The organism is Streptomyces sp. NPDC001100 (genome assembly GCF_053598575.1).
On the sequence record NZ_JBSFKO010000002.1, the window covers coordinates 247786 to 271848 of the forward strand.

Sequence of the window (24063 nt, forward strand, 5' to 3'; positions counted from 1 at the left end):
ACCGGCCGGACCGCTCAACGGCACACGCGTTGAACCGTCATGACAGGGCGAGCACCATGGCCCGGAACACCGACGCAACTACGGGGGTAGACGTCGACATGCCGGTGAACACACTGCTGCACCATGCCCACCCAGCGGCCGAGGCCCGGGAACCGTCCTTCTACGGCCGGGAGCCGCAGCTCAGGGAAATGGAGAACAGGTTGCGCGAGGCCCGTGCCGGGGCATCGCGTCTGATGGTCGTGGAGGGTCCGCCCGGCATCGGGAAGACCGCCCTGGTCCGCCGCTTCCTGCGGACGGCGGACCGGGTACGCGTGCTGGAGGCCAGCGGCGCCGAGAACGAGACGGCCCTGGCCTACGGCGTACTCGCCCAGCTCCTCAGTCAGACCTCGGTGGGCGAGGCGGCGCCGGGGCCGGGGCCGGGGGACGAGCCCGGCGCGGTCGGCGCGCGGCTGCTCGCCCTCGCCCACCGGATCCCCGCGGACACCGTCGTCGTGCTCGTCATCGACGACGCCCACTGGGCGGACGCGCCGTCGCTGGACGCGCTCACCTTCGTCCTGCGCCGGCTGCTGTCCGAGCCGGTCCTCACCGTGCTGGCCGTCCACGCGCCGGCCGATGCCCAACTCCCCAAGGGGCTGGGGAGGTTGCTGGCGGACGACGAGACCCTGCGCCTCGCGCTCGACGGCCTGACCGCCGAGCAGACCGGCGCGCTGTGCGACGGGCTGCTGCCCGCGGGCCTGCCGCCGCACGCCGTCGGCCGACTGCACGCCCACACCCGCGGCAATCCGCTGCATCTACGCGCGCTGATCCGGGAGGTGGAGCCGGAGGTCCTGGCCGCCGCCGACTCCCCGCTGCCCGCGCCCCGTTCGTACCAGTCGCTGGTCCGGGACCGCCTCGCCCACTGCGACCCTCCGGCCCGCGATCTGGTGGCCGCGGCCAGTGTGCTCGGGCCGCGCGCGCCGCTGCACCGGGTGGCCCAGCTGGCCGGTCTGGAGAACCCGCTGCCCGCTGTCGAACAGGCCGTGGGACAAGGGCTGTTGGAGGAGGGACCGGCGGGCGGCCCACCCGAACTGGCCTTCCCGCACCCGCTGGTCCAGGCCGCCGTCTACCACCAGCTGGGGCCGGCCCGGCGGGCCGAACTGCACACGGGGGCGGTGCGGGCCAGCAGGGACGCCGCCAGCCGCACCTGGCACCAGCTGCTCGCGGGCCGCAGTCCGGACCCGGCGCTCGTCGCGGACCTCGCCACGGGCGCCCGCAGGCAGGCCGCCGCCGGTCACTGGGCGAGGGCCGCGTCGATGGCCGCGCACGCCTCCCGGCTGGCGACGACCCGGCCCGAACGCGAGCGGCTGACCGTGGAGGCGGCGGACGCGCTGCTCTGCGAGGGGCGGGTGGAGGAGGCCGCCGACCTGGTGCGCGCCCTGCCGGGCGACAGCACACGGGCCGCCCATCGCTACGCGCACGGCCAACTCGCGTTCGCCCGGGGCGAGACGCCCAGCGCACGGCTGCTCCTGGACGACGCGTGGCGGCACTGCGACCCCGCCCTGGACCCGGCGCTGGCCCGGCGCATCGCGGAACGGCTCTCCCTCGTCGGCCTCCTCCAGGGCGAGGCGGCAGCCGCCGTACGGTGGGCGCAGCGGGCCGGGGCGCTGCCGCCCGTGCCGTTCACCGGCGGAATGCTGCGCTACGCCCAACTGGCCGCCCTGGGCCTGACGGACGCCGTGGAGGAGGGCATCGAGCGGGCGGCCGGGCTGCCGGAGTCGGTGCTCGTCCAGTCCGGCGACGTGGACCTGCTGCTCGGCCGCAGTGCGCTCAGGCTCGGCTTCGACGACCTGGAGGGCAGCCGGGCGGACCTGCGCTCGGCCGCGCCGCTGTGCCGGAGCGGTCCCGCGCCGCTGCGGGCGACGGCCCAGCTCCTCCTGGGCGAGACCGAACTCCGCCTCGGGAACTGGGACGTGGCCCTGCGCGAACTCGAATCGGCGGCGCAGACCGCCGTCACCCGCGGCCTCGCCTGGCTGGCGCCGGTCGCGTGCGCGGACGCGGCCGGGGTGCTCGCGCTGCGGGGGCGGACCGAGCGGGCCGCCGAGTACCTCGCCAAGGCCATGGGCAGCGGCGGATACGGCCACGGCGCCTCGGGCTTCGCCCATGTGGCAAGGGCGCGGGCCCAGTTGGCGGCGGCCCGGGGAGCGCAGGACGAGGTGGCGGGCGCGCTGCTGCCCCTACTGGAGCGGGAGCCGGTGGCGCGGACGCTCGTGGCGCCCTGGCGTGATCTGCTGGTGGACGCGCTCACCGCGCTCGGGGAACACCGGCAGGCCGAGCGGATCCTGGACGGCCTCGACGCGCCCTCCGTCCACCGGGGCCGGCACTCCCGGCTGGCGGCCGCGGCCCGGGCGCGCGGCACCCTGCTGGCGGCGCGCCGGTCGCCGGGTGCGGCGGAGCTGTCGTTCCGCACGGCACTGGGCCACGCGGAACAGGTGCCGGCCCCCTTCGACCGGGCCCGCGTCCAGCTCGCCTACGGCGTGTTCCTGCGGCGCGCGGGCAGGCGCACCGACGCGACCGGCCAACTGCGCCGGGCCCTGCGCACCTTCACCGAACTGGGCGCCGCCCCCAGCGCGGCCCTCTGCGAACGCGAACTGGCCGCCAGCGGCGGGGCGTCCGCGTCCGACTCCCCCCTCACCCCCCAGGAACTGGTGATCGCCCGCCTGGCCACGTCCGGCCTGACCAACCGCCAGATCGCCCGCCAACTCGTCCTCAGCGTCAAGACGGTCGAGTTCCACCTCAGCCACGCGTACACCAAGCTGGGCATCACGTCCCGGATGGGGTTGCCGGCCAAGCTGCCGGCCGGCTCCTGACTCGGCGCCGCCCCGGCCGGTGCGGCCGCGTCGGTCAGGGGCGCCGTCGGTTGATCACCGTCAGGTCGATCTCGATGTCGAAGGGCACGGAAAGCCTGAGCCGGTCGTGGAAAATGCCGGCGAGGCCGTAGGACCTGGTGGCGGGGTCGAGTTCGTAGACGTGGACGACGGGGAGGCCCTTGTTCTCGTCCTGCTCGACCCGCCAGCAGTGGCGTACGCCCGCCGCCGCGTACTTGCGGGGCTTGGTCTCCCGGTCCCGCTCCAGGGAGTCGGCGGACACGACCTCGACGGCCAGGAGCACGTCCTCGGGCTTGTGCCAGGCCTGGTCGACATCGAGGCCGTCCGGCGCCTGCTCCAACAAGCCGTTCTCCAGCAGACGCAGACAGCGTCCCTGAAAAGCGGTCTGCGGACTCCTGAAGACGAGAGTCCCGTCCATCAGCTCCGTGTGCGGCGGAAGGCCCGGAATCCGGTCGAGGTCGTCCGCGGTCCAGCCCTCGGGGGGTGGGACCGGCCGGCGAGACGCCCACTCGCCGTCCGGCCCGCTCTCGGATCCGGTGCTCGTCCTTGCTTCCATGTCGCGGAGTCTCGCGTGGCCGATCAGATGCCCAGGCGCGATCAGAAGTGCTTCGCCTCAACGAGTGATCACATGGTCAGCCCGCGGTCGCCTCCCGATGAGACCCGCACCCACCCACCTAATCTGACGGAATGTCAGATGAAGAGTCGTACGAACTGCTCGGCTTCGACAACCTCCTCCTCCCCGTCGGGGACCTCGCCGAGGCCGTCCCCTTCTACGAACGTGCCGGATTCACGGTCGGGTTCCGGCTCGACGAGGCCGGGATCGCGATCCTGAAGGTCGGCGGCGAGACGCCGGGGGTGCTCCTGCGGCTGGAGGACGGGCTGGGGCACCGGCCACCGCCCTGGCCCGCGCCCCGCGTGTGGCTGGAGGTCCCGGACGCGCGGAAGGCCGCGGAGCGCCTCACCGCCGCCGGAATCCCCCTCCTTGACGCACCCTTCTCCGTGGCCACCGGGTGGACCGTCGAGATCGCCGACCCCTGGGGCAACGTCATCGGCTTCACGGACTACACGAAGCGGCCGGAGCTGGCGCGGCGGGTGTGACGCAGACCCCAGCCCAAGCGAGTTGAACACGTTCAAAAATGCGTCTACATTCTCCCTGTAAGCGTTTTGAACGCGTTCAAGAAGGGGGAGGCGCATGGACCGCACGGTCGTCGCCTACGTCATCTATCTGATCGTCAGCATCGGACTCACCGTCTGGGTGGCCCGCACCCTCAGCCGCAACGGGCGGATCTTCCTCGCCGACGTCCTACGGGGGAACGAAAAACTCGCGGAGGCCGTGAACCACCTCCTCGTAGTGGGCTTCTACCTCGTGAACCTCGGGTTCGTCGCCCTGTACCTCAGCGGGGACGGCACCATCGAGGACACCCGGGGCATCTTCGAGGCCCTGTCGACCAAGGTGGGCGTGGTGCTGCTGGTGCTCGGGGTGATGCACCTGGGGAACGTGTTCGTGCTGAACAAGATCCGGCGGCGCGGGGTCATGGAGCGGGAGCAGGTGCCGCCCATCGCGCCGCAGGGGTGGGTTCCGCCGACGGCCGGGGCGTGACGGGGGTGGCCCCGGACGTCGGCGGAACCCAGGACCGGGACGCCTCGCGCGTCCCGGTCCACGGGCTCACCGTCCTCTACGACGCAGACTGCTCCCTGTGCACCTTCTTGCGCGACTGGCTCGTACGGCAGCCGCAACTGGTGCCCCTGGAGCTGGTACCGGCGTCCTCCGAGGAGGCCCGGCGGCGCTTCCCCGGGCTCGACCATCGCGCCACCCTCGACGAGATCACCGTCGTCGGCGACTCCGGGCAGGTCTACCGGGGCGCCGCCGCCTGGATCGTCACCCTGTGGGCGCTGCGCGAACAGCGGCCCCTGGCGCACCGGTTGAGCACCCCGGCGGGCGCCCGGCTCGCCAAGGGCGCCGTGCTCGCCGCCGCGAAGTGGCGCGGGGCGCAGTGGGGCCCCGGCGGGTGGGGCGGCGGTGTGTACCGGCAGAGCGACGGGTGGACGTACGACCCGAGCCGCGGGTGGTCGTACACCGGGCCGGGCTGCGTCGGCGGTTCCTGTCCCACTGGATAGGCTCTCTTCCCGTGCCCGCGAAGAACGACAGCCCCGAAGAGGACGGCGGTACGCCCGCCAGGTCCGCGAAGTCCGAGCAGACCCGCGCGCTCATCCTGGAGACGGCCATGCGGCTGTTCCAGGAGCACGGCTACGACAAGACGACGATGCGGGCGATCGCCAAGGAGGCGGGCGTCTCGGTCGGCAACGCCTACTACTACTTCGCCGGCAAGGAGCACCTGATCCAGGGCTTCTACGACCGGATCGCCGAGGAGCACCGGCTGGCGGTCCGCGAGGTGCTGGACCGGGAGACCGACCTGGAGGCACGGCTCGCGGGCGTGCTCCGGGTGTGGCTCGACATCGCTACGCCCTACCACGAGTTCGCGGTGCAGTTCTTCAAGAACGCCGCCGACCCGGACAGCCCGCTCAGCCCGTTCTCCCCGGAGAGCGAGCACGCGCGCGTGCAGGCCATCGACGTCCACAAGGAAGTGCTGTTCGGCGCGAAGACCAAGGTGGCACCGGAACTGCGCGACGTGCTCCCGGAGTTGATGTGGCTCTCCCAGATGGGCCTGGTGCTGTACTGGGTGTTCGACCGGACCGAGGGGCGCGAGCGGAGCTACCGGCTCGCCGAGCGCGGCGCCCGGCTCACCGCGCGCGGTGTGTCGTTGGCCCGCTTCCGGGTGCTGCGCCCGCTCGTCCTTGAGGTGCACGAGCTGTTCACGGACTTCCTGCCGGGCATGACCCACGCGCTGCCCGACCCGGCGAAGAAGAAGCGGGGGGACAAGCACGGGGCGTCCGCCGCCGGTCCCGCCGACGGCGAACGCCCCTGAGCGCTCGGGTCAGTTGACGGCGTCGACCTCACCTTCGGCCAGCTCGACGTCGTAGACCAGCGGATCGTCCGTCACGGTCAGCTGCCGAGCGGTCGAGCCGTACGACGGTGCCGTCGTCGCCAGGAGGTAGGTCCCCGGGCCCGGCACCGACACGATGTACGAGCCGTCCGCCAGGGACTCGACGCGGTCCAGTTCGCGTCCACCGGTCGTCCGCAGGGTGACGGCGGCGCCCTCCACGGGCTCCCCGTCGGTCGTACGGACCAAGCCGTGGACGGCCGAGGACGGGCCGTCGGGGACGGCGGGCACGGGCTCCTCCGCGGGCTCCACCGCGAGGTGCGGCAGGCTCTTGTCGAGCCAGGCCGGGAGCCACCAGTTGGAGTTGCCGAGCAGGTGCATCGCGGCCGGCACCAGGGCGGTACGCAGGATGAAGGCGTCCAGGGCGACCGCGGCGGCCAGGCCGACGCCCGCCGTCGCCGCGCCCGTGTTGCCGCTCAGGACGAAGGCCAGGAAGACGCAGACCATGATCAGGGCGGCGGAGTTGATGACGCGACTGGTCTCCGCGAGGCCGACGCGGACCGCGCGGGCGTTGTCCTTGGTGTGAACCCACTCCTCGTGCATCCGGCTCACCAGGAACACCTGGTAGTCCATGGAGAGGCCGAACAGCAGGGACAGCATGATGACCGGCAGGAAGGCGTTGATCGGGCCCTCCTTGCCGAGGCCCAGCATGTCCAGGCCCCAGCCCCACTGGAAGATCGCCACCAGGACACCGAAGGAGGCCGCCGCCGCGATGAGGTTCATCAGGGCGGCCGTCAGCGGGACCACGAGCGAGCGGAACGCGAGCAGGAGCAGCAGGAAGCTCAGGCCGATGATCGTCGCGACGAACAGCGGGAGTCGGTCGCCGGTGACGGACGCGAAGTCCTTGGAGATGGCCGTCACCCCGCCGACGTGACCGGTCGCGCCGGCCTCGGGTATCACCTTGCCGCGCAGGGTGTCGATCAGGTCGTCGGTCTCCACGGACTGCGGTGAGGTCTTCGGGACGACCTGGATCACCGTCACCCCGCCCGTGGGCGGCAGCGCAGCGACCCGGGCCACGTCCTTCGTCGCCTCGATGTCCTTGACCAGGGTGGCGGTGTCACCGCTCGAAGTGACCACCTGGAGCGGGCCGTTGAAGCCGGGGCCGAAACCGTCGGCCAGGAGGTCGTAGGCCTTCCTGGTGGTCGTCGAGGCGTTGTCGTTGCCCTGGTCGGTGGCACCGAGGCGCAGCGACAGCACGGGGAAGGCGAGTACGGCCATGACGACGAGGGCGAGGGCGGCGATGCGGCGCGGGCGCTTCTGCACGGCGGCCGACCAGCGGACCGCGAGGTTGTCGGTGCGCTCCGGCTCGGGCCCGGTCGCGGCCAGCTTGCGGCGCTGCTTGCGGCTGAGCACGCGCGGGCCCAGGAAGCCGAGCAGCGCGGGCAGCAGGGTCGTCGCCGCGAGGACGCTCAGGACGACCGTGAGCGAGGTGCCGATGACCACGCCGTCCAGGAAGCGCAGCTGCGTCACCAGCATGCCAGCGAGCGCGATGCACACCGTGCCGCCCGCGAACAGCACCGCACGGCCCGAGGTGTTGAGGGCGATGACCGCCGACTCCTCGGGATCGAGTCCGCGTTGGAGGCCGCGCCGGTGCCGGGTGACGATGAACAGGGCGTAGTCGATGCCGACGCCGAGTCCGATCAGGGTGGCCAGCAGGGGTGCCAGGTCGGGGATGTCGGTGGTGTGGCTGAGGAGCTGGGTGGAGAACAGGCCGGTGCCGACGCCGAAGATGGCGATGCCGATCGGGAGCAGCATCGCGTAGAACGAGCCGAAGGCCAGGAACAGGACGATCGCCGCCGCGAGGATGCCGACGCCCTCGGCGATGCCGCCGGGCGGCTCCTCGACCCGCTGGACGGCCTGGCCGCCCAGTTCGACGTGGAGGCCGTCGCTCCTGGCGGCCTGCGCGGTGTCGACGACCTTCTGGACGAGCTCCTTGGGGACGGCGTTCGCCTGTTCGGCGAAGGTGATCTGCGCGTAGGCGATCGTCCCGTCGGAGCTGATCTGGGCCGCGCCCCGGGCGCCCGAGTAGGGGCCTGTGACCTCACCGACGCCCTTCATGCCCGCGATCTTGTCGAGGGCGGGCTGGATACGGGTCTGTACGGACTGGTCCTTGACCGAGCCCGAGTCGACCTTCCAGACCACCGTGTCGGTGTCGCCCGAGCTGTTCGGGAACGCCTTCTGCATCAGGTCGTACGCGCTCTTGGAGTCCGTGTCCGGGAGGGAGAAGACGTTCGCGTAGTCCGTCCCCGCCGTCGTCGCCGAGAAGCCCAGGCCGAACAGTGCCCCCACCCACAGCAACAGGACCACCAGCCGGTGCCGATAGCACCACCGTGCCAATGCCGCCACGCTCAACACTCCTTATGCAAAACCGAGTTGACTCGGTCGATCGGTCGGATGGTCCCCCAGGTCCTGGGCTACACAATTGGCGGTGGCACGCGCGCGTGGACACGTTCTGGCCATGACTCTCAAGGAACTCCAAAGACCGGACGGCCCCGATGTCAGTGGTGCCGCCGATACTGGGGGCATGACGGCTCCAGGAACCGTGCTGGTGGTGGAGGACGAACCGAGCATCGCCGACGTCCTCGCCATCGCGCTGCGCTACCACCGCTTCGAGGTCATGACCGCGGGCACCGTCCGCGAGGCGCTCGCCCTCGCCGAGCGCACCCGCCCGGACTGCGCGCTGCTCGACGTGATGCTCCCGGACGGCGACGGCCGCGCGCTCGGGCAGGAACTGCGCGCCCGCAGGCCCGAGCTGGCCCTCGTCTTCCTCACCGCGCGGGACGCGCCGGCCGAGATCGTCGGCGCCCTCGGCTTCGGCGACGACTACATCACCAAGCCCTTCGACATCGACGTGGTCGTCGCCCGCATCACCGCCGTCCTGCGCCGCACCCGCCCCGCCGACGTCCTCCCCCAGCGCCCGCCGCTGCGCTACGGCGACCTGGAGCTGGACGAAACGACGTACTCGGTGCACCGCGCGGACCGCTCGGTCGAGCTGACCCCCACCGAGTACGCCCTGCTGCGCTTCCTGGTGCGCAACGGCGGCCGGATCGTGCCCAAGGAGCAACTGCTGCGCCATGTCTGGCAGTACGAGCACACCCCGCCGGAGTCGACCGTCGTCGAGACCTACATCAGCTATCTGCGGCGCAAGCTGGAGACCCTGGGAGCACCGGTGATCACCACCCGGCGGGGCGTCGGATACGGGCTCGCATGAAGGTCCGCCTGCCGAACTGCGAGCGCGGCGCCCACTCGCTGCGCGCCAAGCTGACCCTGGCCAACCTCGCGCTGCTCTCCCTCGGCATCGTCATGGCCACCGCCGTCAGCCTGATGGGCATGCGGCACTACCTGCTCGCCCAGGTCGACGCGGAGCTCACCAAGTCCCGTGACTCGCTGAGCAGTTCGCAGCTCACCATGCGGCAGATCAACGTACTGAGCTCCCTGGCCGGCATCGGCGACCGGCTGGTGCCCCAGCAGCAGCCCGGCTCCCCCAAGCCGGACACTGTGTTCGCGGCGGTCGACCGTCAGGGCAAGGTGCTCACCATCGCCGGGTACGCCCCGACCGCGGCACAGCGGGCCCTCGCCGACGCCTTCGGCGACCCGGCGAAGCTCACCAAGAACCGCACACCGCGCGACATCTCGCTGCGCGGCGACTCCTACCGCGCGACCGGAACCCAACTCACCGACGGCACGTACATCCTGATCGCCGCCTCCACCGGGGGCCTCCACCACGGCATGGCCAAGGCCCTCAAGCTGGACCTCGCCTTCGGCAGCCTGCTGCTCGTGCTGCTCGCCACGCTCACGATGATCAGCGTGCGGCGGCGGCTGCGGCCCCTGGAGGACATGGTGGAGACCTCGACGGCGATCGCCGAGGGCGACCTGACCCGGCGCGTGCCCTCCAGCCACCATCCGACCCAGGAGGTCGAGCAGCTGCGGCTCGCCCTCAACTCCATGCTCCACCAGGTGGAGTCGGCCTACCGCACGCGCGAGCGCACGGCGGCCCAGCTCCGTCGTTTCGTCGCCGACGCCTCGCACGAACTGCGCACCCCCCTGTCGGCGATACGCGGCTACCTCCAGCTCTACGACAAGGGCATGCTGACCGAGCCCGACGAGCGCAGACGCGCCTGGGACCGGATGAACGCGGAGGCCGACCGCATGGGCCGTCTCGTCGACGAGCTCCTCACCCTGGCCCGCCTGGACCAGCGGCCCGAACTGCGCTTCAAGAACGTCGACCTGAGCCGTCTGGTGCGCGACGCCGCCGAGGACCTGCGGGTCCAGCAGCCGGAGCGGCCGGTCACCGTCGGCGCCGACGGCTCCCTGTTGGTGCGCGCCGACGAGTCGGGCCTGCGCCAGATACTCGGCAACCTGGTGACCAACGTCCGCACCCACACGCCGGCGGACGTGCCCGTGCGGCTCGGGCTGGAGCGCGAGGACGGGGTCGTACGGCTGTGTGTCGCGGACGAGGGCCCGGGACTGGAGGAGGACGACGCGGCCCGGATGTTCGACCGCTTCTTCCGGGCGGGCGGCGGTGCGGGCAGCGGACTGGGGCTGGCGATCGTGCAGGGCGTCGTCCAGGCGCACGGCGGGGACGTGGCGGTACGGACGGCCCCGGGCGAGGGGCTCGCGGTGACGGTGACCCTGCCGACGTGGGCGGCGCCCGTGCCGTCGTAGGACAGCGGGCAGGTCGTGCGGGCACCTGTGCCGTCGTAGGACAGCGGGCGTCTTACCGGATGTCGGCCTGCACGAGGGCCCACACCGTCTTGCCGTGCGCGCCGCGGCTCCACACGCCCCAGGCCGCCGCGACGCTCTCCACGAGGTGCAGCCCGCGGCCGGCCTCCGCCGCGTCCGTGACGACCCGCAGCCGGGGTTCGACGCGGCCCTCGTCCGACACCTCGATGAGGCAGGAGCCGTCCGCGAGGGCCGTCACCGCGACCTCGAACTCCCGCTCAAGGAGCGGCCCGTGGCGTACGACGTTGGTGGCCAGCTCGGACACCAGCAGCACCGCGTCCTGGAGCGCCGGATCGTCGCCCGCGTGCCCCCAGTCGGCCAGATGGTCCCGGACCCGGCGCCGGGCGAGCCCCACCGAGGCCGGGTGCCGGGGCAGCCGGAACGAGTTGCGTCTGACCACGTCGGCTCCTCACCCCGCGCACGCCTCCGTCACATGGTGCTGCGTGCGCGGGCCGTCCGGCGTCACTCGGCCGAGGCCGGCCCCTGAGGACGGGGCTCAGATCCAGTCCAGCGCCCACAGCCGGAACACGCCGGTGCCGTCCGTGAGATAGGAGATGCCGCCGATGTCCTCGCTGCTCACGACGTACTCCTTGCGCTGCCACAGCGGGATCAGCGGCACGTCCTCGGCGACGTCCGTCTGGATGTCGCGGAAGTCGTCGTCGACGCGGCTGCGGTCGGCGAACGTCTGGCTGTTGAGGATGAGCTGGTCGACGAGCTTGTTGCTGTAGCCGGTGTTCATGGTGGAGCCGGTGCCGACGAGCGAGGAGCCGAAGGTGTCCGGGTCGGGGTAGTCCGCGACCCAGCCGACCGCCCACGCGTCCAGCTTGCCGGTGGCCCAGCGCTTCTGGAAGTCGGTCCACTCGTAGCCCTTGACGTCCACCTTGAACAGGCCGCCCGCCTCCAGCTGCTTCTTCAGCTCGGCGGCCTCCTCGGCGCCGGAACCGTGCCCGATGCCGTAGCCGTAGGTGAAGCGCACCGGGAGGGAGACACCGGCCTCTTGGAGGAGCGCCTTCGCCTTGCTGACGCTCTCGGAGGGGTAGGCGTCGAAGAAGGACGTCGTGTGGCCGACGATGCCCGCCGGGATCAGCGAGTACAGCGGGTCGACCGTCCCGTCGTACACCGTGGCGGCCAGCTCGTCGCGGTTGATCAGCCAGGCCATGGCCCGGCGGACCAGGACGTCGTGCAGGGGCGTGCCCTTACGGGTGTTGAGGTACAGGTTGCGGGTCTCGGAGCTGTCGGCCTCCGACACCCGCTGGTCGGGGTCGCTGGCGGAGAGCCCGGAGAGCATCTTCGGCGGCAGCTGCCGGGTCGCGACCTGGACCTGCTTCGCCTTGTACGCCTTCTGCAGCGCGTCCGAGTCGGCGTAGTACCGCAGCTCGATCGGGCTCCCGGTGTTCTTGACCGCGCCCTTGTAGTGGCTGTTGGGCTTCAGGACGGCCTTCTTGTCCTTCGTATACGTCGACAGGATGTACGGCCCGGTGCCGTCGGCCTGGAACCCGTTGCGCGGGGCGTCCTTCGGGTACTTGCTGCTGTCGACGATCGCGCCGGCGCCGGTGGCCACCTTGAACGGGAACGTGGCGTCCGGCGACGACAGATGGAAGGTGACGGTCATCCCGGAGGCGGTGACCGAGCCGAGCGTGGAGAGCAGGGACGACGGACCCACATCCGAGTTGATCTTCTTGACCCGGTCGAAGGAGTACTTCACGTCCGCGGCGGTCATCGTGCGCCCGCTCGGGAAGGTGAGCCCGTCGCGCACCACACAGCGGTACGTCCTCAGCCCGCTGCCCACGAAGCCGCAGCTCCTGGCCGCGTCCGGGACGGGCGTCGTACCGCCCGAGTCGAACGTCATCAGTGACTGGAAGACGTTGCTGTACAACGCCCAGGAACCCGCGTCGTACGCGGCGGCCGGGTCGAGCGACGTGACGGCGTCCGTCGTCCCCACCGTGATCGTCCTGTCCTTGTTCCCGTCCGACGGCAGCAACTGCCAGCCGCCCACTCCCACGGCCGCCAGAACCAGCAGCGTCGCGAGAATCCGTATGCGAACCGACCGCATCGGTGTGCCCTCCCCAGAACCCTCCCGGGTTCCTGCGCATTGCCACTCCCCTAGTGGCGCGGATCACCTAACCACAGGAGTTTCGTCCTGGGGAAGAGAGTTCTGCCGAGATGAGAAAGAACTTACCGACGAGTGTTAATCGCCCGTTTCACAGACACTTCCCAGCCAATCCTCAGCCCTGCCCCGACACGGCAACTAGGCCTGTTTCGACGCAAGCTCGACCATCGTGATGTCCGACGGGGCCCCCACCCGGGTGGGCGGTCCCCAGGCGCCCGCGCCCCTGCTGACGTACAGCTCGGTGTCCCCGTAGCGCGCCAGGCCCGCGACCGTCGGATTGGCGGCGGCGGCGATGAAATTGCCGGGCCACAACTGACCGCCGTGCGTGTGCCCGGAGAGCTGGAGGTCGACGCCGTGCTTCACGGCCTCGTGGATCTGCACGGGCTGGTGCGCGAGCAGCACGCACGCGCGCGTGGCGTCACGGTCCCCGAGCGCCATCCCGAAGTCGGGCCCCTGGCCCTCGCTCTCGCCCTGGAGGTCGTTGACCCCGGCGAGGTCGAACCCGGGGAGTTCGGTACGGGCGTTCTCCAGGGTGTGGATGCCGAGCCTGCGCACTTCTTCCAGCCACTGTTCGGCGCCGGAGAAGTACTCGTGGTTGCCCGTGACGAAGAACGACCCGTGCCGCGCCCGCAGTTGAGCAAGCGGCGCCGCCGCCGGTCCCAGGTTCTTGACGCTGCCATCCACCAGGTCGCCCACCACCGCGATCAGATCGGGCTGCGTCGAGTTGATCGTGTCGACGACCTTCTGCGCGAAGCCCCGCCCCAGGACCGGTCCCAGATGGATGTCACTGACGACCGCGATCCTGAACCCGTGGGCGGACCGCGGCAGTCTCGCCAACGGCACGGTCACCCGCCTCACTCCCGGCCCGCGCAGGACGCCGTAGGTGCCGTATCCGACGGTCCCCACGGCGGCAGCGGCGGCCGCGCCTCCGACGACCCGGGAGACGAAGAGGCGGCGGGAGGGGGCGCGCTGCGGCTCTTCGGGGGTCTCTTCGGAGGCTGCGGATTCGGTCTCTTCCACGACCGCCCCGGTCCGCCCGCGCCGTTCGACGAACCGTCGCAGCAGCGGCCGTAGGACCTCTCCCGCGAGGACGGCCAGCAGCAGGTAGATCGCCAGGGCCATCCACAGGAAGCCGGGCCAGCCCAGGACGCGCTGGAGCCAGAAGGGGGCGCCACCGCGCTCGGCGGCCAGGGCCGCGATCATCAGGACCGGGCCGGCGATCACTACCACCGTGCCGGTGACCCGGGCGGGGCCCCACGCGCGCGTGGTGTCGCGGACCAGGCGGCGCCAGACGTACCAGTGCGCGCCGCCGAGGACGGCCACCGCGGCCACCGCGACCAGGGCGACGAGCGCGATGACGACGATGGCCACTTCTTTATGACGTCTCGCGCAGTGCGCGCAGTCCACGCAACCCGAGGCCCCCAATGACCGTCCCCCATACGAAGGACACGACGGCCAGGGTCAGATGCACCCAGAAGTAGGCCGTCGGCCGGCCGTCGTCGAAGGCCAGTCCGCTGCCGTCCGCGACGAGATTCTTGACGAAAGTGATCCAGATGACCCAGCTCCACACCCCGAAGGCGAGCAGGAACCAGGAGACGGGGCGGCTGAGCTTCATGAGTCCAGTATCGCCGTCGTCCTCCGGGGCCGGTGGCCGGGGTGGGGCCGGTGACGGGACTTCGGGTCCCCGGACATGTACGTTCACGTGCGTGCCCGCTCCACAGCAGACCATCAGGCGATCCCTGCTGGTGCTTTCCGCCGCCCTGTCGTCCCTCGCGCTCACCGCGCCGCTCGCCCTCGCGGCTCCGAGTCCGACCCCGAACCCGACTCCGGGTTCGTCGGCCGGTTCGTCGGCGAGTCCGGGTACGAGTCCTACGGCCACTCCCCCGGCGCACATGTCGTCCGTGGGCGGCGCCCGGCTGGCGCAGGCGGGGACGCAGGTCAATCTGGCGTCCGGTGTGCCGGTCGTACCGAAGGACCTGACCGCGCGGTCGTGGATCGTGTCCGACGCCGAGTCGGGCGCGGTGCTCGCCTCGCACAACGCGCACTGGCGGCTGCCCCCGGCGAGCACCCTGAAGATGCTGTTCGCGGACACCGTGCTGCCGAAGTTCCCGAAGACGACCGAGCACAAGGTGGTCGCGTCCGACCTGGCGGGCATGGGCGCCGGTTCCAGCCTGGTCGGGATAAAAGAGGGCGAGAGCTACACGGTCCACGACCTGTGGCTCGGTGTCTTCCTGCGCTCCGGCAACGACGCCGTGCACGTCCTGTCCCACATGAACGGCGGCGTCGACAAGACCGTCGCCGACATGAACGCGCACGCCCAGGACCTCCAGGCGCTGGACACGCGCGTGGTGACGCCGGACGGCTACGACGAGCCGGGGCAGGTCTCCTCGGCCTACGACCTGACGCTGATCGCCCGATCCGGGCTGCAGAAGAAGGACTTCCGCGAGTACTGCTCGACGGTGAGCGCGAAGTTCCCGGGCGAGACGACGAAGAAGAAGGGCAAGTCGGTCCGCGGGACCTTCGACATCCGCAACACCAACCGGCTGCTCAGCGGCGACTCGGACGTCTCGGTGTACCCGGGCATCGCAGGGGTCAAGAACGGCAACACCACCAACGCGGGCGCCACCTTCACCGGGGTCGCCGAACGCGGCGGCAAGGTGCTGCTGGTGACGGTCATGAACCCGGAGAAGGACGAGCACAACGAGGTCTACAAGGAGGCCGCGAAGATCCTCGACTGGGGCTTCCAGGCGGCCGGCAAGGTGCAGCCGGTGGGTGAGCTGGTCGCGCCGAAGAACGCGGCGCAGGCGAGCGCCCAGCCGGGTGCGACGGCCAGCGGGGAGGCGGGCGGCGACACGGCGGGCACGAAGTCGGCCGCGTCCTCCACGCCCGTGGCCGCCGAGGAGGACGGTTCGGGCGGGGTGGGGATCGCGCTCGCGATCGTCGGCGGGCTGCTGGTGCTGCTGGCCGGCGGTGTCTTCCTGGTCAACCGGCGCTGGCCGCTGCCGGATCTGGTCCGTCGTCGCCCGCGTCCCTGACCTTGGGATCCCCGGCGTCGTCGGCCGGGACGTAGTCGTCGTCCTCGTCCGCACTGCTCGGGGTCGCCGTCCAGGCGGCGCAGAACAGGACCAGCTTCGAGGTGAAGTTCATCCACAGCAGGAGCGCCACGGGGACGCCGAACGCGCCGTACATGCTCTTCGCGGCCACGCCCTGGATGTAGCCGCTGAGCAGCAGCTTCAGCAGTTCGAAGCCGATCGCGCCGATCAGCGCGGCCACGAAGAGGCGGCGGCGCGGGGGCTCGACGCCGGGCAGCAGGGTCAGGACGTACAGCAGGAGCAGGAAGTCGGCGAGTACGGCGACGGCGAACGCGGCGATCCGCAGCAGGATCCCGCCCCAGCCGCCCTGGGCGATGCCGAGTTGGCCGTTGATCCAGTCGACCAGTGCGGAGGCGACGGTGGAGACGGCGATCGTCGCGAGGACGGCGCCGCCCAGGCCGATCAGCACCCCGGTGTCGATGAGCTTGCGCAGCAGCGGGTTCTCGTCGCGGTCGGGCAGCTCCCACACCGCGCGCAGGCACTCCCGCATCGAGCCGACCCAGCCGATGCCGGTGAACAGCAGGACGGCACCGGCGATGAGCCCGATGGTGCCCGCGTTGTCCACCAGGGAACCGATGTTGAGCTGGTCGGAGATGCCGGGGACCTGCTCGGCGATCTTGTCCTGGAGTTCGCGCTGCTGGTCGGTGCTGAGGGTGGCGGCGGCGATCGCGGCGGCCACGGTCAGCAGCGGGAACAGCGCGATGAAGCTGATGAAGGTCATGGCGGCGGCGAGCTGCGACCACTTCACCCGGTCGAGGCGCTCGTACGACCGCCACGCGTGCGTGGCGGTCAGGCGCGCCACCAGCGGCCCGACGACGGGGAGCTTCTTCAGCCAGTCCATGATCCGATTCTGCCCCCGTCCACCGACACCGATGTGCGGGTACCCCACAAACACGCGCGCGTGGCGCCCCATTTGAACAGCGACGGAACGGCATCCGATTAATCGCCCATTTCAGGGAGGACACCGATGCCGTACGACCAACCGCCCATAAGTGGGCGATACGGTCACGGGCATGCGTCCTCCACAGTCCCTCCTCGTCCTCGGCGGTACGTCCCGGATCGCACTGGCCACCGCCCGCAGGCTCATCGCCCGCCGCACCCGCACGGTGTGGCTCGCGGGCCGCCCCTCGCCCGCCCTGGAGAGTGCCGCTTCACAACTGCGCGCCCTGGGGGCCGAGGTCCACACCGTCGCCTTCGACGCGCTCGACCCCGGCTCCCACGAGACGGTGCTCGGGAAGGTCTTCGCGGAGGGCGACATCGACCTGGTGCTGCTCGCCTTCGGCACCCTCGGCGACCAGGCCCGCGACGAGCGCGACCCGGCGGCCGCGGTGCGGGTCGCGCACACCAACTACACCGGCGCCGTCTCGTCCGGCCTGATCAGCGCCCGGGCCCTGCAGGCCCAGGGCCACGGCTGTCTGGTGGTGCTCTCCTCGGTGGCCGGCGAACGGGCCCGCCGCTCGAACTTCATCTACGGCTCCAGCAAGGCCGGCCTCGACACCTTCGCGCAGGGCCTGGGCGACGCGCTCCACGGCACGGGCGTGCGCGTCATGGTCGTACGGCCCGGGCTCGTCCGCTCACGGACCATGGCCGACCCGCGGGCGGCCTCGCTCACGACCACCCCCGAAGCCGTCGCCACAGCCATCGAACTCGGCCTGCGCCGCGGCTCGGAGACGGTGTGGGCACCGGGGACACTGCGCGTGGTGACCTCGGTGCTACGGCACCTGCCGCGGGGGCTGTTCAGACGGTTGGCCGTGTGACCGAACTCAGTGGCTGGGGATCGTTCCACGATCCGTGCGGGCCGCCTGGGGTGGTACGACGGCGCCGCCGAAGGTGAACTCGCGGAGCTTGCGCCAGACCTCGTCGGCGCCCTGTTCGTAGAGTGCGAAGCCGGTGCAGGACCACTCCGCGCAGTAGTCGGCGAGCGCTTCGAAGGCGCGGTCCATCGACTCGTCGTCGATGCCGTGCGCGACGGTGACGTGCGGGTGGTACGGGAAGTGCAGCTCGCGCGCCACCGGGCCGGAGGCGGCACGGATCTGCTTCTGCAGCCAGGTGCAGGCGGCGCCGCCCTCGACCACCTGGACGTAGACGACCGGGGACAGCGGCCGGAACGTGCCGGTGCCGGACAGCCGCATCGGGAAGGAGCGGCCGGCGGCGGCGACCGAGACGAGATGGTCCTCGACCTCGGACAGCCGCGAGGCGTCCACCTCGGTCGGCGGCAACAGCGTGACGTGCGTGGGGATGCCGTGCGCAGCGGCGTCGCCGAAGCCCGCGCGCCGCTCCTGGAGCAGGCTGCCGTGAGGCTCCGGGACCGCGATCGACACACCGATCGTTACGGTCCCCACGTCGTCTCCTGTCGTCCTGTCGGTGGTCGTGATGATGCTGTCCGGTGGTCCCGATATCGCGCGGGGCGGCCACGCGCGCGGCCACCCGGCTATCGACTGTACGGCCACACCTGAGTTGTGGGCAGGCGCAACCGTAGTGATGTGCAGCGCTCTGTCCAGTGGTACGCGGTCGGTACTCGGGTGCGGGCGTACGCCTCAGTGCTTGGCGGGCAGGAAGCCGACCCGGTCGTACGCCTGGGCGAGGGTCTCGGCGGCGACGGCCCGCGCCTTCTCCGCGCCCTTGGCCAGGATCGCGTCGAGTGTCTCCGGGTCGTCCAGATACTGCTGGGTGCGCTCCCGGAACGGCGTCACGAACTCGACCATGACCTCGGCGAGATCCGTCTTGAGCGCGCCGTACATCTTGCCCTCGTACTCCCGCTCCAGCTCGGCGATCGACCTGCCGGTGAGGGTCGACTGGATGGTGAGGAGGTTGCTGACGCCCGGCTTGTTCTCGGCGTCGTAGCGGATCACGGTCTCCGTGTCGGTGACCGCGCTCCTGACCTTCTTGGCGGTCGCCTTCGGGTCGTCGAGGAGGTTGATCAGGCCCTTCGGGGTGGACGCCGACTTGCTCATCTTGATCGACGGGTCCTGAAGGTCGTAGATCTTCGCCGTCTCCTTGAGGATGTACGGCTTCGGGATCGTGAAGGTCTCGCCGAAGCGGCCGTTGAAGCGCTCGGCGAGGTCGCGGGTGAGCTCGACGTGCTGGCGCTGGTCCTCGCCGACCGGGACCTCGTTCGCCTGGTAGAGCAGGATGTCCGCGACCTGGAGGATCGGGTACGTGAACAGGCCTACGGAGGCGCGGTCCGAGCCCTGCTTGGCGGACTTGTCCTTGAACTGGGTCATGCGGGCGGCCTCGCCGAAGCCGGTCAGGCAGTTCATGACCCAGGCGAGCTGGGCGTGCTCGGGGACATGGCTCTGGACGAAGAGCGTGCACCGGTCGGGGTCCAGGCCGGCGGCCAGCAGCTGGGCCGTGGCCAGCCGGGTGTTGGCGCGCAGGTCCGCCGGGTCCTGCGGGACCGTGATCGCGTGCAGGTCCACGACCATGTAGAACGCGTCGTGGGACTCCTGGAGGGCCACCCACTGGCGCACGGCGCCGAGGTAGTTGCCGAGGTGGAACGAGCCTGCGGTGGGCTGGATTCCGGAGAGCACGCGAGGACTGTCAGAGGCCATGTTCACCATTCTCTCAGGTCCCGGGACCCGGTCAGGAACCGGTCGGGACCGGGTGGAGACGGAGTGGGAACCGGCTCGGAAGACTGAGGAACGGGTGGGAACCGATCCGCCTCGGGCGGTGTACCAGATATGTGAAGACGCGGGAGGGGGGCCGCATCGTCGATGAGGTCGCGGTGATCGCACGCGTACGCGCCGGAGAGCCGGAGGCGTACGCGGAGCTGGTGCGGGCCCACACGGGCATCGCGCTCAGGGCGGCTGCGGCACTCGGGGCGGGTGCGGACGCGGAGGACGTGGTGCAGCAGGCCTTCGTCAAGGCGTACTGCGCGCTGGGCGGGTTCCGGGAGGGCTCGGCGTTCAAGCCGTGGCTGCTGTCGATCGTCGCCAACGAGACGAGGAACACCGTGCGTACGGCGGCACGCCAGCGCACGCTCGCGGGCCGGGAGGCAGCGTTCGTCGAGGCCGAGCCACTGATACCGGAATCGACGGATCCGGCGGTCGCCACGCTGGAGACGGAGCGCCGTACGGCCCTGTTGTCCGCCCTGGAGCAGCTGAGCGAGGAGCACCGCCTGGTCGTGACCTACCGCTATCTCCTGGAGATGGACGAGCCGGAGACGGCCCAGGCCCTGGGCTGGCCACGCGGGACGGTGAAGTCCCGGCTGAGCCGCGCACTGAAGAAGCTCGGGCGGCTGCTGCCGGACTTCCAGCCTCGGGAAGGGGGTGATGAGTGTGAGTGACGGACGGGAGTCCTACGAGGGTGAGGGCACCGGGGCCGTTTCCCGGCTGCCGGAGGAGCTGCGGGCGCTGGGGCGTTCGCTGGACGCGCGGGGCGGTGGTGAGGGCGGGGCCGCCGGGGCCGAGACGATGGTCGAGCGGGTGCTGGCGCAGATACTGGCCGAGCAGATCCCGGTCCCCGTCCAGGAGGCCGGGTCGGGCGGGGTTCGGGCGCGGCTGCGCGCCGTGCGGCACTGGGTGCGGCTGCGCCGGCGCGCGCTGACGGCGGCCCTGTGCGGTCTGCTGACGGTGCTCGTGCTCACGCCTCCGGTACGGGCGGCGGTCTTCGACTGGTTCGGCTTCGGCGGGGTCGAGGTGCGCTACGACCCCTCCGCGGTGCCCTCGGCCGGTGCCGAGGTGCCCGGGTGCGGCCGGTCGGTGACCTTGGCGCAGGCCCGTCGGCAGGCGGGGTTCGAGCCGCTGGTGCCGGACGCGCTGGGTGTTCCGGACGCGGTGACGGTGACCGGCGAACCGCGTGGGCGCTTTCTGGTCAGCCTGTGCTGGCGGGAGGGTGGGCGCACGGTCCGGGTCGACGAGTATCCGGCGCGGCTGGACATCGGCTTCGCCAAGACGGTGAGCCGACCGCCGGAGTGGCTGTCGCTGGACGCGTCAGTCCCGCCGGACGGCATACAGAACCCGGCACTGTGGTTCGCGCGGCCGCATCTGCTGAGTTTCTGGCTGGTGGACGGGGACGGGGACCGTTACACGCGGGCGGAGCGGACGGCAGGTCCGACGCTGCTGTGGACGCATCCGGTCGACGGAGTTCCCGGTGGTGATCTGACGTTCCGTCTGGAAGGGGTGGCGTCGAAGCAACGGGCCGTGGAGATCGCCAAGTCCCTCGACCGGCACGGGTCGGGCGAATAGGGCGGACGGAGTGGGAACCCCGGCGGGTCGGGCGGTGTACCAGAAGTGACAGGCGGCTCGCGGGCGGGCCGTACGGGGATCGGCTGGTTGGGGGTTCGGATGTCCGGAGTCGGAAGTGCGGTCAGGACAAGCGGGAGCGCGGGCAGGATGCGCGAACTGGCGTCTCTGAGCGGGGCGTTGGCGACGACGCTGTCGCTGATGGTGTGGGGCGCGTCGGGGGCGGCGGCGGGCGGGCCGACCAGCGTGCTCGTCACCTCGCCGACGAGCGGCCAGGCTGCGGCGCTGTACTACTCGGACGAACAGTACGGAAAGCTCCAGCGGTTGCTCGGCCCCGAGGGCAGGGGCACCCGTGACAAGCCGCCCGAGGCCGATCTGGACCACGCCCGCCAGATCAATGTCACCTGGCTGGCACACGACATATCGCCGTGGCGGATCGACCGGGTCTTTCCCGTCGAGTCCCGTCCGCAGGCGGTGTGGATCCACACAGCGGCCGACGTGCCGGAGAACGCGAGCCTGAACGGCTATTGGCATCGAGCCGCGCAACCGGCCCAACTGCGCTCCCTCCTGCGGAAGTTGGGAGTGACGGGCACGGGCAGCGGGTCCGGCGGCTATGCGGGCATCTTCCCGGCACCGTGGCAGCCGACCGAGTCCGCTCCGTCCGTCGCCGCGCCTGACACCGACGCGGAGACCAGCACGGTGCGGGTCACCGTGGGGGACAAGGGCGAAGGCACCGACCGGTGGTGGGCGATACCCGGCGCGGCGGCCGGAGCGGTACTGGCCCTCGTGCTGCGGCCGTTCGCGGTGCGGTTGCCGCTGGACCGGTGGCGGAAGGGGCGGGACCCGGGGCCCAGGCAGGAGTTGCGGGACGTGTGAGGGATGGAGGAGCGCGGGATGGAACGCGGGAGTTTGCAGGGCATGTGTCTGGTGGCGGCGTCGGTGGTGATGGCTCTGGCCGGGGCGGCTCGGGTCCAGGCTGCCGGGACGGCTCAGGTGCGGGTCCAGGATCCGTACCGGGACATCCCGGATCTGGCGCTGGTGGTGGCGGGTGACACGGGCCGGACGGAGGCGTGGCACTCCGGGGAGCCGTCGTTCGGGCGCCTGTGGACGTTGTTGCAGCCGACGTACGCGGGGACGGAGCGGGTGCCGCGGGAGTGGGAGGCGGGCCGGTATCCGGCGGTGCGGATCACCGTGGTGTGGGGGCTCACCGGGGTCGGGGGCTGGCCCCTGACGAGTCGGGCTCTCGGTGGTGATGTGGCGGTGGAGCGGGAGGACCAGCTCTTCGTAGCAGCGGACGGCACACCGTGGGTGCGGACGGATCCGGCGCCGGAGGTGGCGGACGACGACATCCGTTGGCATCGGGCGCCGCGCCCGGTCTTCACACGGATGGAGCGGGCGGGGCTGCTCGGCGAGGTCAGGGGCGACACGGGAACGGTGAAGGATGCGCCCGGTCCTGCCGAGCAGGTCGGTTGGGCAACCGCGGGTCTCGCCGTCGGAGTCGGCGGCACGCTGCTGATACGCCGCGCGGCGGCCCGGCGTGAGGCCGGACCGCCGCGCGAGGAACCACGACAGGAACTCATTGACCTGTGAGAGTGGCCGATCTTTGACAACTCAACAGAGGGTGCGGACCGGCCGTCAGCCGAGGTCGATCTCCGGGTACAGGGGGAAGCCGGACACCAGGTCCGTCGCCCTGCGGGAGATCTCGTCGGAGACCTTTTCGTCCAGGACGTGGGAGGCTTTGCTCGGCGCACCCGACTTCGTCGTGCCGGGCTCGGCGGTGGTGAGGACGCGGTCGATGAGAGCGGCGACCTCGTCCATCTCGGCGGTGCCCAGACCGCGGGTGGTCAGCGCGGGGGTGCCGATGCGGATGCCCGAGGTGTACCAGGCGCCGTTCGGGTCGGCCGGGATCGCGTTGCGGTTGGTGACGATGCCCGAGTCGAGCAGCGCGGACTCGGCCTGACGGCCTGTGAGGCCGTACGACGTCTCGACGTCGATCAGGTTGAGGTGGTTGTCCGTGCCGCCGGTGACGAGGGTGGCACCCCGGCGCATCAGGCCGTCCGCCAGTGCCCGGGAGTTGTCGACGATCCGCTGGGCGTAGTCCTGGAAGGAGGGCTGCCGGGCCTCGGCGAGGGCGACGGCCTTGGCCGCCATGACGTGCGGGAGCGGGCCGCCGAGGACCATCGGGCAGCCGCGGTCGACCTGGTCCTTGAGGGAGTCGTCGCACAGGACCATGCCGCCGCGCGGGCCGCGCAGCGACTTGTGGGTGGTGGTGGTGACGATCTGGGCGTGCGGGACCGGGTCGAAGTCGCCGGTCAGGACCTTGCCCGCGACCAGGCCGGCGAAGTGCGCCATGTCGACCATGAGGGTCGCGCCGACCTCGTCGGCGATCTCGCGCATGATGCGGAAGTTCACCAGGCGGGGGTAGGCCGAGTAGCCGGCCACGATGATCAGCGGCTTGAAGTCGCGGGCCGTCGCGCGCAGGGCGTCGTAGTCGATGAGGCCGGTCGCCGGGTCGGTGCCGTAGGAGCGCTGGTCGAACATCTTGCCGGAGATGTTCGGGCGGAAGCCGTGGGTGAGGTGGCCTCCGGCGTCCAGGGACATGCCGAGCATGCGCTGGTTACCGAAGGCCTGGCGGAGTTCGGCCCAGTCGGCGTCGGAGAGGTCGTTGACCTGGCGGACGCCCGCCTTCGCGAGGGCGGGGACCTCGACGCGGTCGGCCAGGACCGACCAGAAGGCGACGAGGTTGGCGTCGATGCCGGAGTGCGGCTGGACGTAGGCGTGGCGGGCGCCGAAGAGTTCGCGCGCGTGCTCGGCGGCGAGGGACTCCACGGTGTCGACGTTGCGGCAACCGGCGTAGAAGCGGCGGCCGATGGTGCCCTCGGCGTACTTGTCGCTGAACCAGTTGCCCATCGCGAGCAGCGTGGCCGGGGAAGCGTAGTTCTCGGAGGCGATCAGCTTGAGCATCTCGCGCTGGTCGGCGACTTCCTGGCCGATGGCGTCGGCGACGCGCGGCTCGACGGCACGGATCACGTCGAGGGCGGCGCGATAGGCGGTGGACTCGTTCGAGAGAGGCGCGGAATTGTCGGGCAT

23 protein-coding genes are annotated in these 24063 nt (G+C 71.3%); 13 read left to right on the plus strand and 10 right to left on the minus strand.

The annotated features are described in order from the left end of the window. Positions 1–98 precede the first annotated feature (98 nt). Positions 99–2846, plus strand: coding sequence for an AAA family ATPase (locus ACWDEW_RS03400; RefSeq protein ID WP_450509123.1), 2748 nt, complete (start codon positions 99–101; stop codon positions 2844–2846). 34 nt (positions 2847–2880) lie between these two features. Here ACWDEW_RS03400 and ACWDEW_RS03405 read toward each other — a convergent pair whose 3' ends face one another. After that, positions 2881–3420 (minus strand): Uma2 family endonuclease, encoded by a 540-nt coding sequence (locus ACWDEW_RS03405; RefSeq protein ID WP_450509125.1) that lies wholly within the window; start codon positions 3418–3420, stop codon positions 2881–2883. A gap of 131 nt (positions 3421–3551) precedes the next feature. On the opposite strand from ACWDEW_RS03405, the gene ACWDEW_RS03410 reads away from it, so the two are divergent. The 4 genes from ACWDEW_RS03410 (at position 3552) to ACWDEW_RS03425 (ending at position 5791) form a co-directional block, all read left to right on the plus strand. Next, positions 3552–3962 carry a VOC family protein gene (locus tag ACWDEW_RS03410; protein WP_450509127.1) on the plus strand — a complete coding sequence of 137 codons (411 nt, stop codon included), beginning with the start codon at positions 3552–3554 and terminating at the stop codon, positions 3960–3962. 94 nt (positions 3963–4056) lie between these two features. Beyond that, complete coding sequence (locus tag ACWDEW_RS03415; protein WP_262056093.1) at positions 4057–4464, plus strand: hypothetical protein; 408 nt, start codon at positions 4057–4059, stop codon at positions 4462–4464. Further along, positions 4461–4982 carry a thiol-disulfide oxidoreductase DCC family protein gene (locus ACWDEW_RS03420; RefSeq protein ID WP_450509129.1) on the plus strand — a complete coding sequence of 174 codons (522 nt, stop codon included), beginning with the start codon at positions 4461–4463 and terminating at the stop codon, positions 4980–4982. Before ACWDEW_RS03415 ends, ACWDEW_RS03420 begins: the two co-directional genes overlap by 4 nt. A gap of 11 nt (positions 4983–4993) precedes the next feature. Next, positions 4994–5791 carry a TetR family transcriptional regulator gene (locus ACWDEW_RS03425; protein ID WP_450509131.1) on the plus strand — a complete coding sequence of 266 codons (798 nt, stop codon included), beginning with the start codon at positions 4994–4996 and terminating at the stop codon, positions 5789–5791. Positions 5792–5800: 9 nt separating this feature from the next. On the opposite strand, the gene ACWDEW_RS03430 is transcribed toward ACWDEW_RS03425, so the two are convergent. Beyond that, entirely contained in the window at positions 5801–8203 is a 2403-nt protein-coding gene (locus ACWDEW_RS03430; RefSeq protein WP_450509489.1) for an MMPL family transporter, read from the minus strand. Positions 8204–8390: 187 nt separating this feature from the next. Here ACWDEW_RS03430 and ACWDEW_RS03435 point away from each other — a divergent pair, with 187 nt between their 5' ends. Both ACWDEW_RS03435 and ACWDEW_RS03440 read left to right on the plus strand, forming a co-directional pair. Next, on the plus strand, positions 8391–9077 hold the full coding sequence (locus ACWDEW_RS03435; protein WP_450509133.1) for a response regulator transcription factor: 687 nt from the start codon (positions 8391–8393) through the stop codon (positions 9075–9077). Beyond that, positions 9074–10531 (plus strand): sensor histidine kinase, encoded by a 1458-nt coding sequence (locus ACWDEW_RS03440; RefSeq protein ID WP_450509135.1) that lies wholly within the window; start codon positions 9074–9076, stop codon positions 10529–10531. The genes ACWDEW_RS03435 and ACWDEW_RS03440 overlap by 4 nt, the downstream gene beginning before the upstream one ends. A 52-nt stretch (positions 10532–10583) precedes the next feature. Here ACWDEW_RS03440 and ACWDEW_RS03445 read toward each other — a convergent pair whose 3' ends face one another. The 4 genes from ACWDEW_RS03445 to ACWDEW_RS03460 form a co-directional block, all read right to left on the minus strand. Further along, entirely contained in the window at positions 10584–10988 is a 405-nt protein-coding gene (locus ACWDEW_RS03445) for an ATP-binding protein (RefSeq protein ID WP_450509137.1), read from the minus strand. A gap of 96 nt (positions 10989–11084) precedes the next feature. Then, positions 11085–12641, minus strand: coding sequence for an ABC transporter substrate-binding protein (locus tag ACWDEW_RS03450; protein ID WP_450509139.1), 1557 nt, complete (start codon positions 12639–12641; stop codon positions 11085–11087). 195 nt (positions 12642–12836) lie between these two features. After that, positions 12837–14069, minus strand: a complete 1233-nt coding sequence (locus tag ACWDEW_RS03455) for a metallophosphoesterase (protein WP_450509141.1) — start codon at positions 14067–14069, stop codon at positions 12837–12839. 4 nt (positions 14070–14073) lie between these two features. Further along, on the minus strand, positions 14074–14313 hold the full coding sequence (locus tag ACWDEW_RS03460) for an SCO4848 family membrane protein (RefSeq protein WP_450509143.1): 240 nt from the start codon (positions 14311–14313) through the stop codon (positions 14074–14076). A gap of 91 nt (positions 14314–14404) precedes the next feature. Between ACWDEW_RS03460 and ACWDEW_RS03465 the strand changes: the two genes are divergently transcribed. After that, positions 14405–15733, plus strand: coding sequence for a D-alanyl-D-alanine carboxypeptidase family protein (locus tag ACWDEW_RS03465; protein WP_450509145.1), 1329 nt, complete (start codon positions 14405–14407; stop codon positions 15731–15733). On the opposite strand, the gene ACWDEW_RS03470 is transcribed toward ACWDEW_RS03465, so the two are convergent. Further along, positions 15681–16631: a YihY/virulence factor BrkB family protein gene (locus tag ACWDEW_RS03470; RefSeq protein ID WP_450509147.1), complete on the minus strand. Its 951-nt coding sequence runs from the start codon at positions 16629–16631 to the stop codon at positions 15681–15683. The two genes, ACWDEW_RS03465 and ACWDEW_RS03470, sit on opposite strands and share 53 nt — an antisense overlap. A gap of 172 nt (positions 16632–16803) precedes the next feature. On the opposite strand from ACWDEW_RS03470, the gene ACWDEW_RS03475 reads away from it, so the two are divergent. Then, entirely contained in the window at positions 16804–17547 is a 744-nt protein-coding gene (locus ACWDEW_RS03475; RefSeq protein ID WP_450509149.1) for a decaprenylphospho-beta-D-erythro-pentofuranosid-2-ulose 2-reductase, read from the plus strand. A gap of 6 nt (positions 17548–17553) precedes the next feature. On the opposite strand, the gene ACWDEW_RS03480 is transcribed toward ACWDEW_RS03475, so the two are convergent. Next, positions 17554–18132 (minus strand): 2'-5' RNA ligase family protein, encoded by a 579-nt coding sequence (locus ACWDEW_RS03480; RefSeq protein WP_450509151.1) that lies wholly within the window; start codon positions 18130–18132, stop codon positions 17554–17556. Positions 18133–18327: 195 nt separating this feature from the next. Further along, complete coding sequence (gene trpS, locus ACWDEW_RS03485; protein WP_450509153.1) at positions 18328–19341, minus strand: tryptophan--tRNA ligase; 1014 nt, start codon at positions 19339–19341, stop codon at positions 18328–18330. 131 nt (positions 19342–19472) lie between these two features. On the opposite strand from trpS, the gene ACWDEW_RS03490 reads away from it, so the two are divergent. The 4 genes from ACWDEW_RS03490 (at position 19473) to ACWDEW_RS03505 (ending at position 22563) form a co-directional block, all read left to right on the plus strand. Then, positions 19473–20075: an RNA polymerase sigma factor gene (locus ACWDEW_RS03490; RefSeq protein ID WP_450509155.1), complete on the plus strand. Its 603-nt coding sequence runs from the start codon at positions 19473–19475 to the stop codon at positions 20073–20075. Beyond that, complete coding sequence (locus ACWDEW_RS03495; protein ID WP_450509157.1) at positions 20062–20976, plus strand: hypothetical protein; 915 nt, start codon at positions 20062–20064, stop codon at positions 20974–20976. The genes ACWDEW_RS03490 and ACWDEW_RS03495 overlap by 14 nt, the downstream gene beginning before the upstream one ends. 147 nt (positions 20977–21123) lie before the next feature. Next, complete coding sequence (locus tag ACWDEW_RS03500; protein WP_450509159.1) at positions 21124–21849, plus strand: hypothetical protein; 726 nt, start codon at positions 21124–21126, stop codon at positions 21847–21849. Positions 21850–21867: 18 nt separating this feature from the next. Beyond that, positions 21868–22563 (plus strand): hypothetical protein, encoded by a 696-nt coding sequence (locus ACWDEW_RS03505; RefSeq protein ID WP_450509161.1) that lies wholly within the window; start codon positions 21868–21870, stop codon positions 22561–22563. 45 nt (positions 22564–22608) lie between these two features. On the opposite strand, the gene ACWDEW_RS03510 is transcribed toward ACWDEW_RS03505, so the two are convergent. Then, on the minus strand, positions 22609–24063 hold the full coding sequence (locus ACWDEW_RS03510; RefSeq protein WP_450509163.1) for a glycine hydroxymethyltransferase: 1455 nt from the start codon (positions 24061–24063) through the stop codon (positions 22609–22611).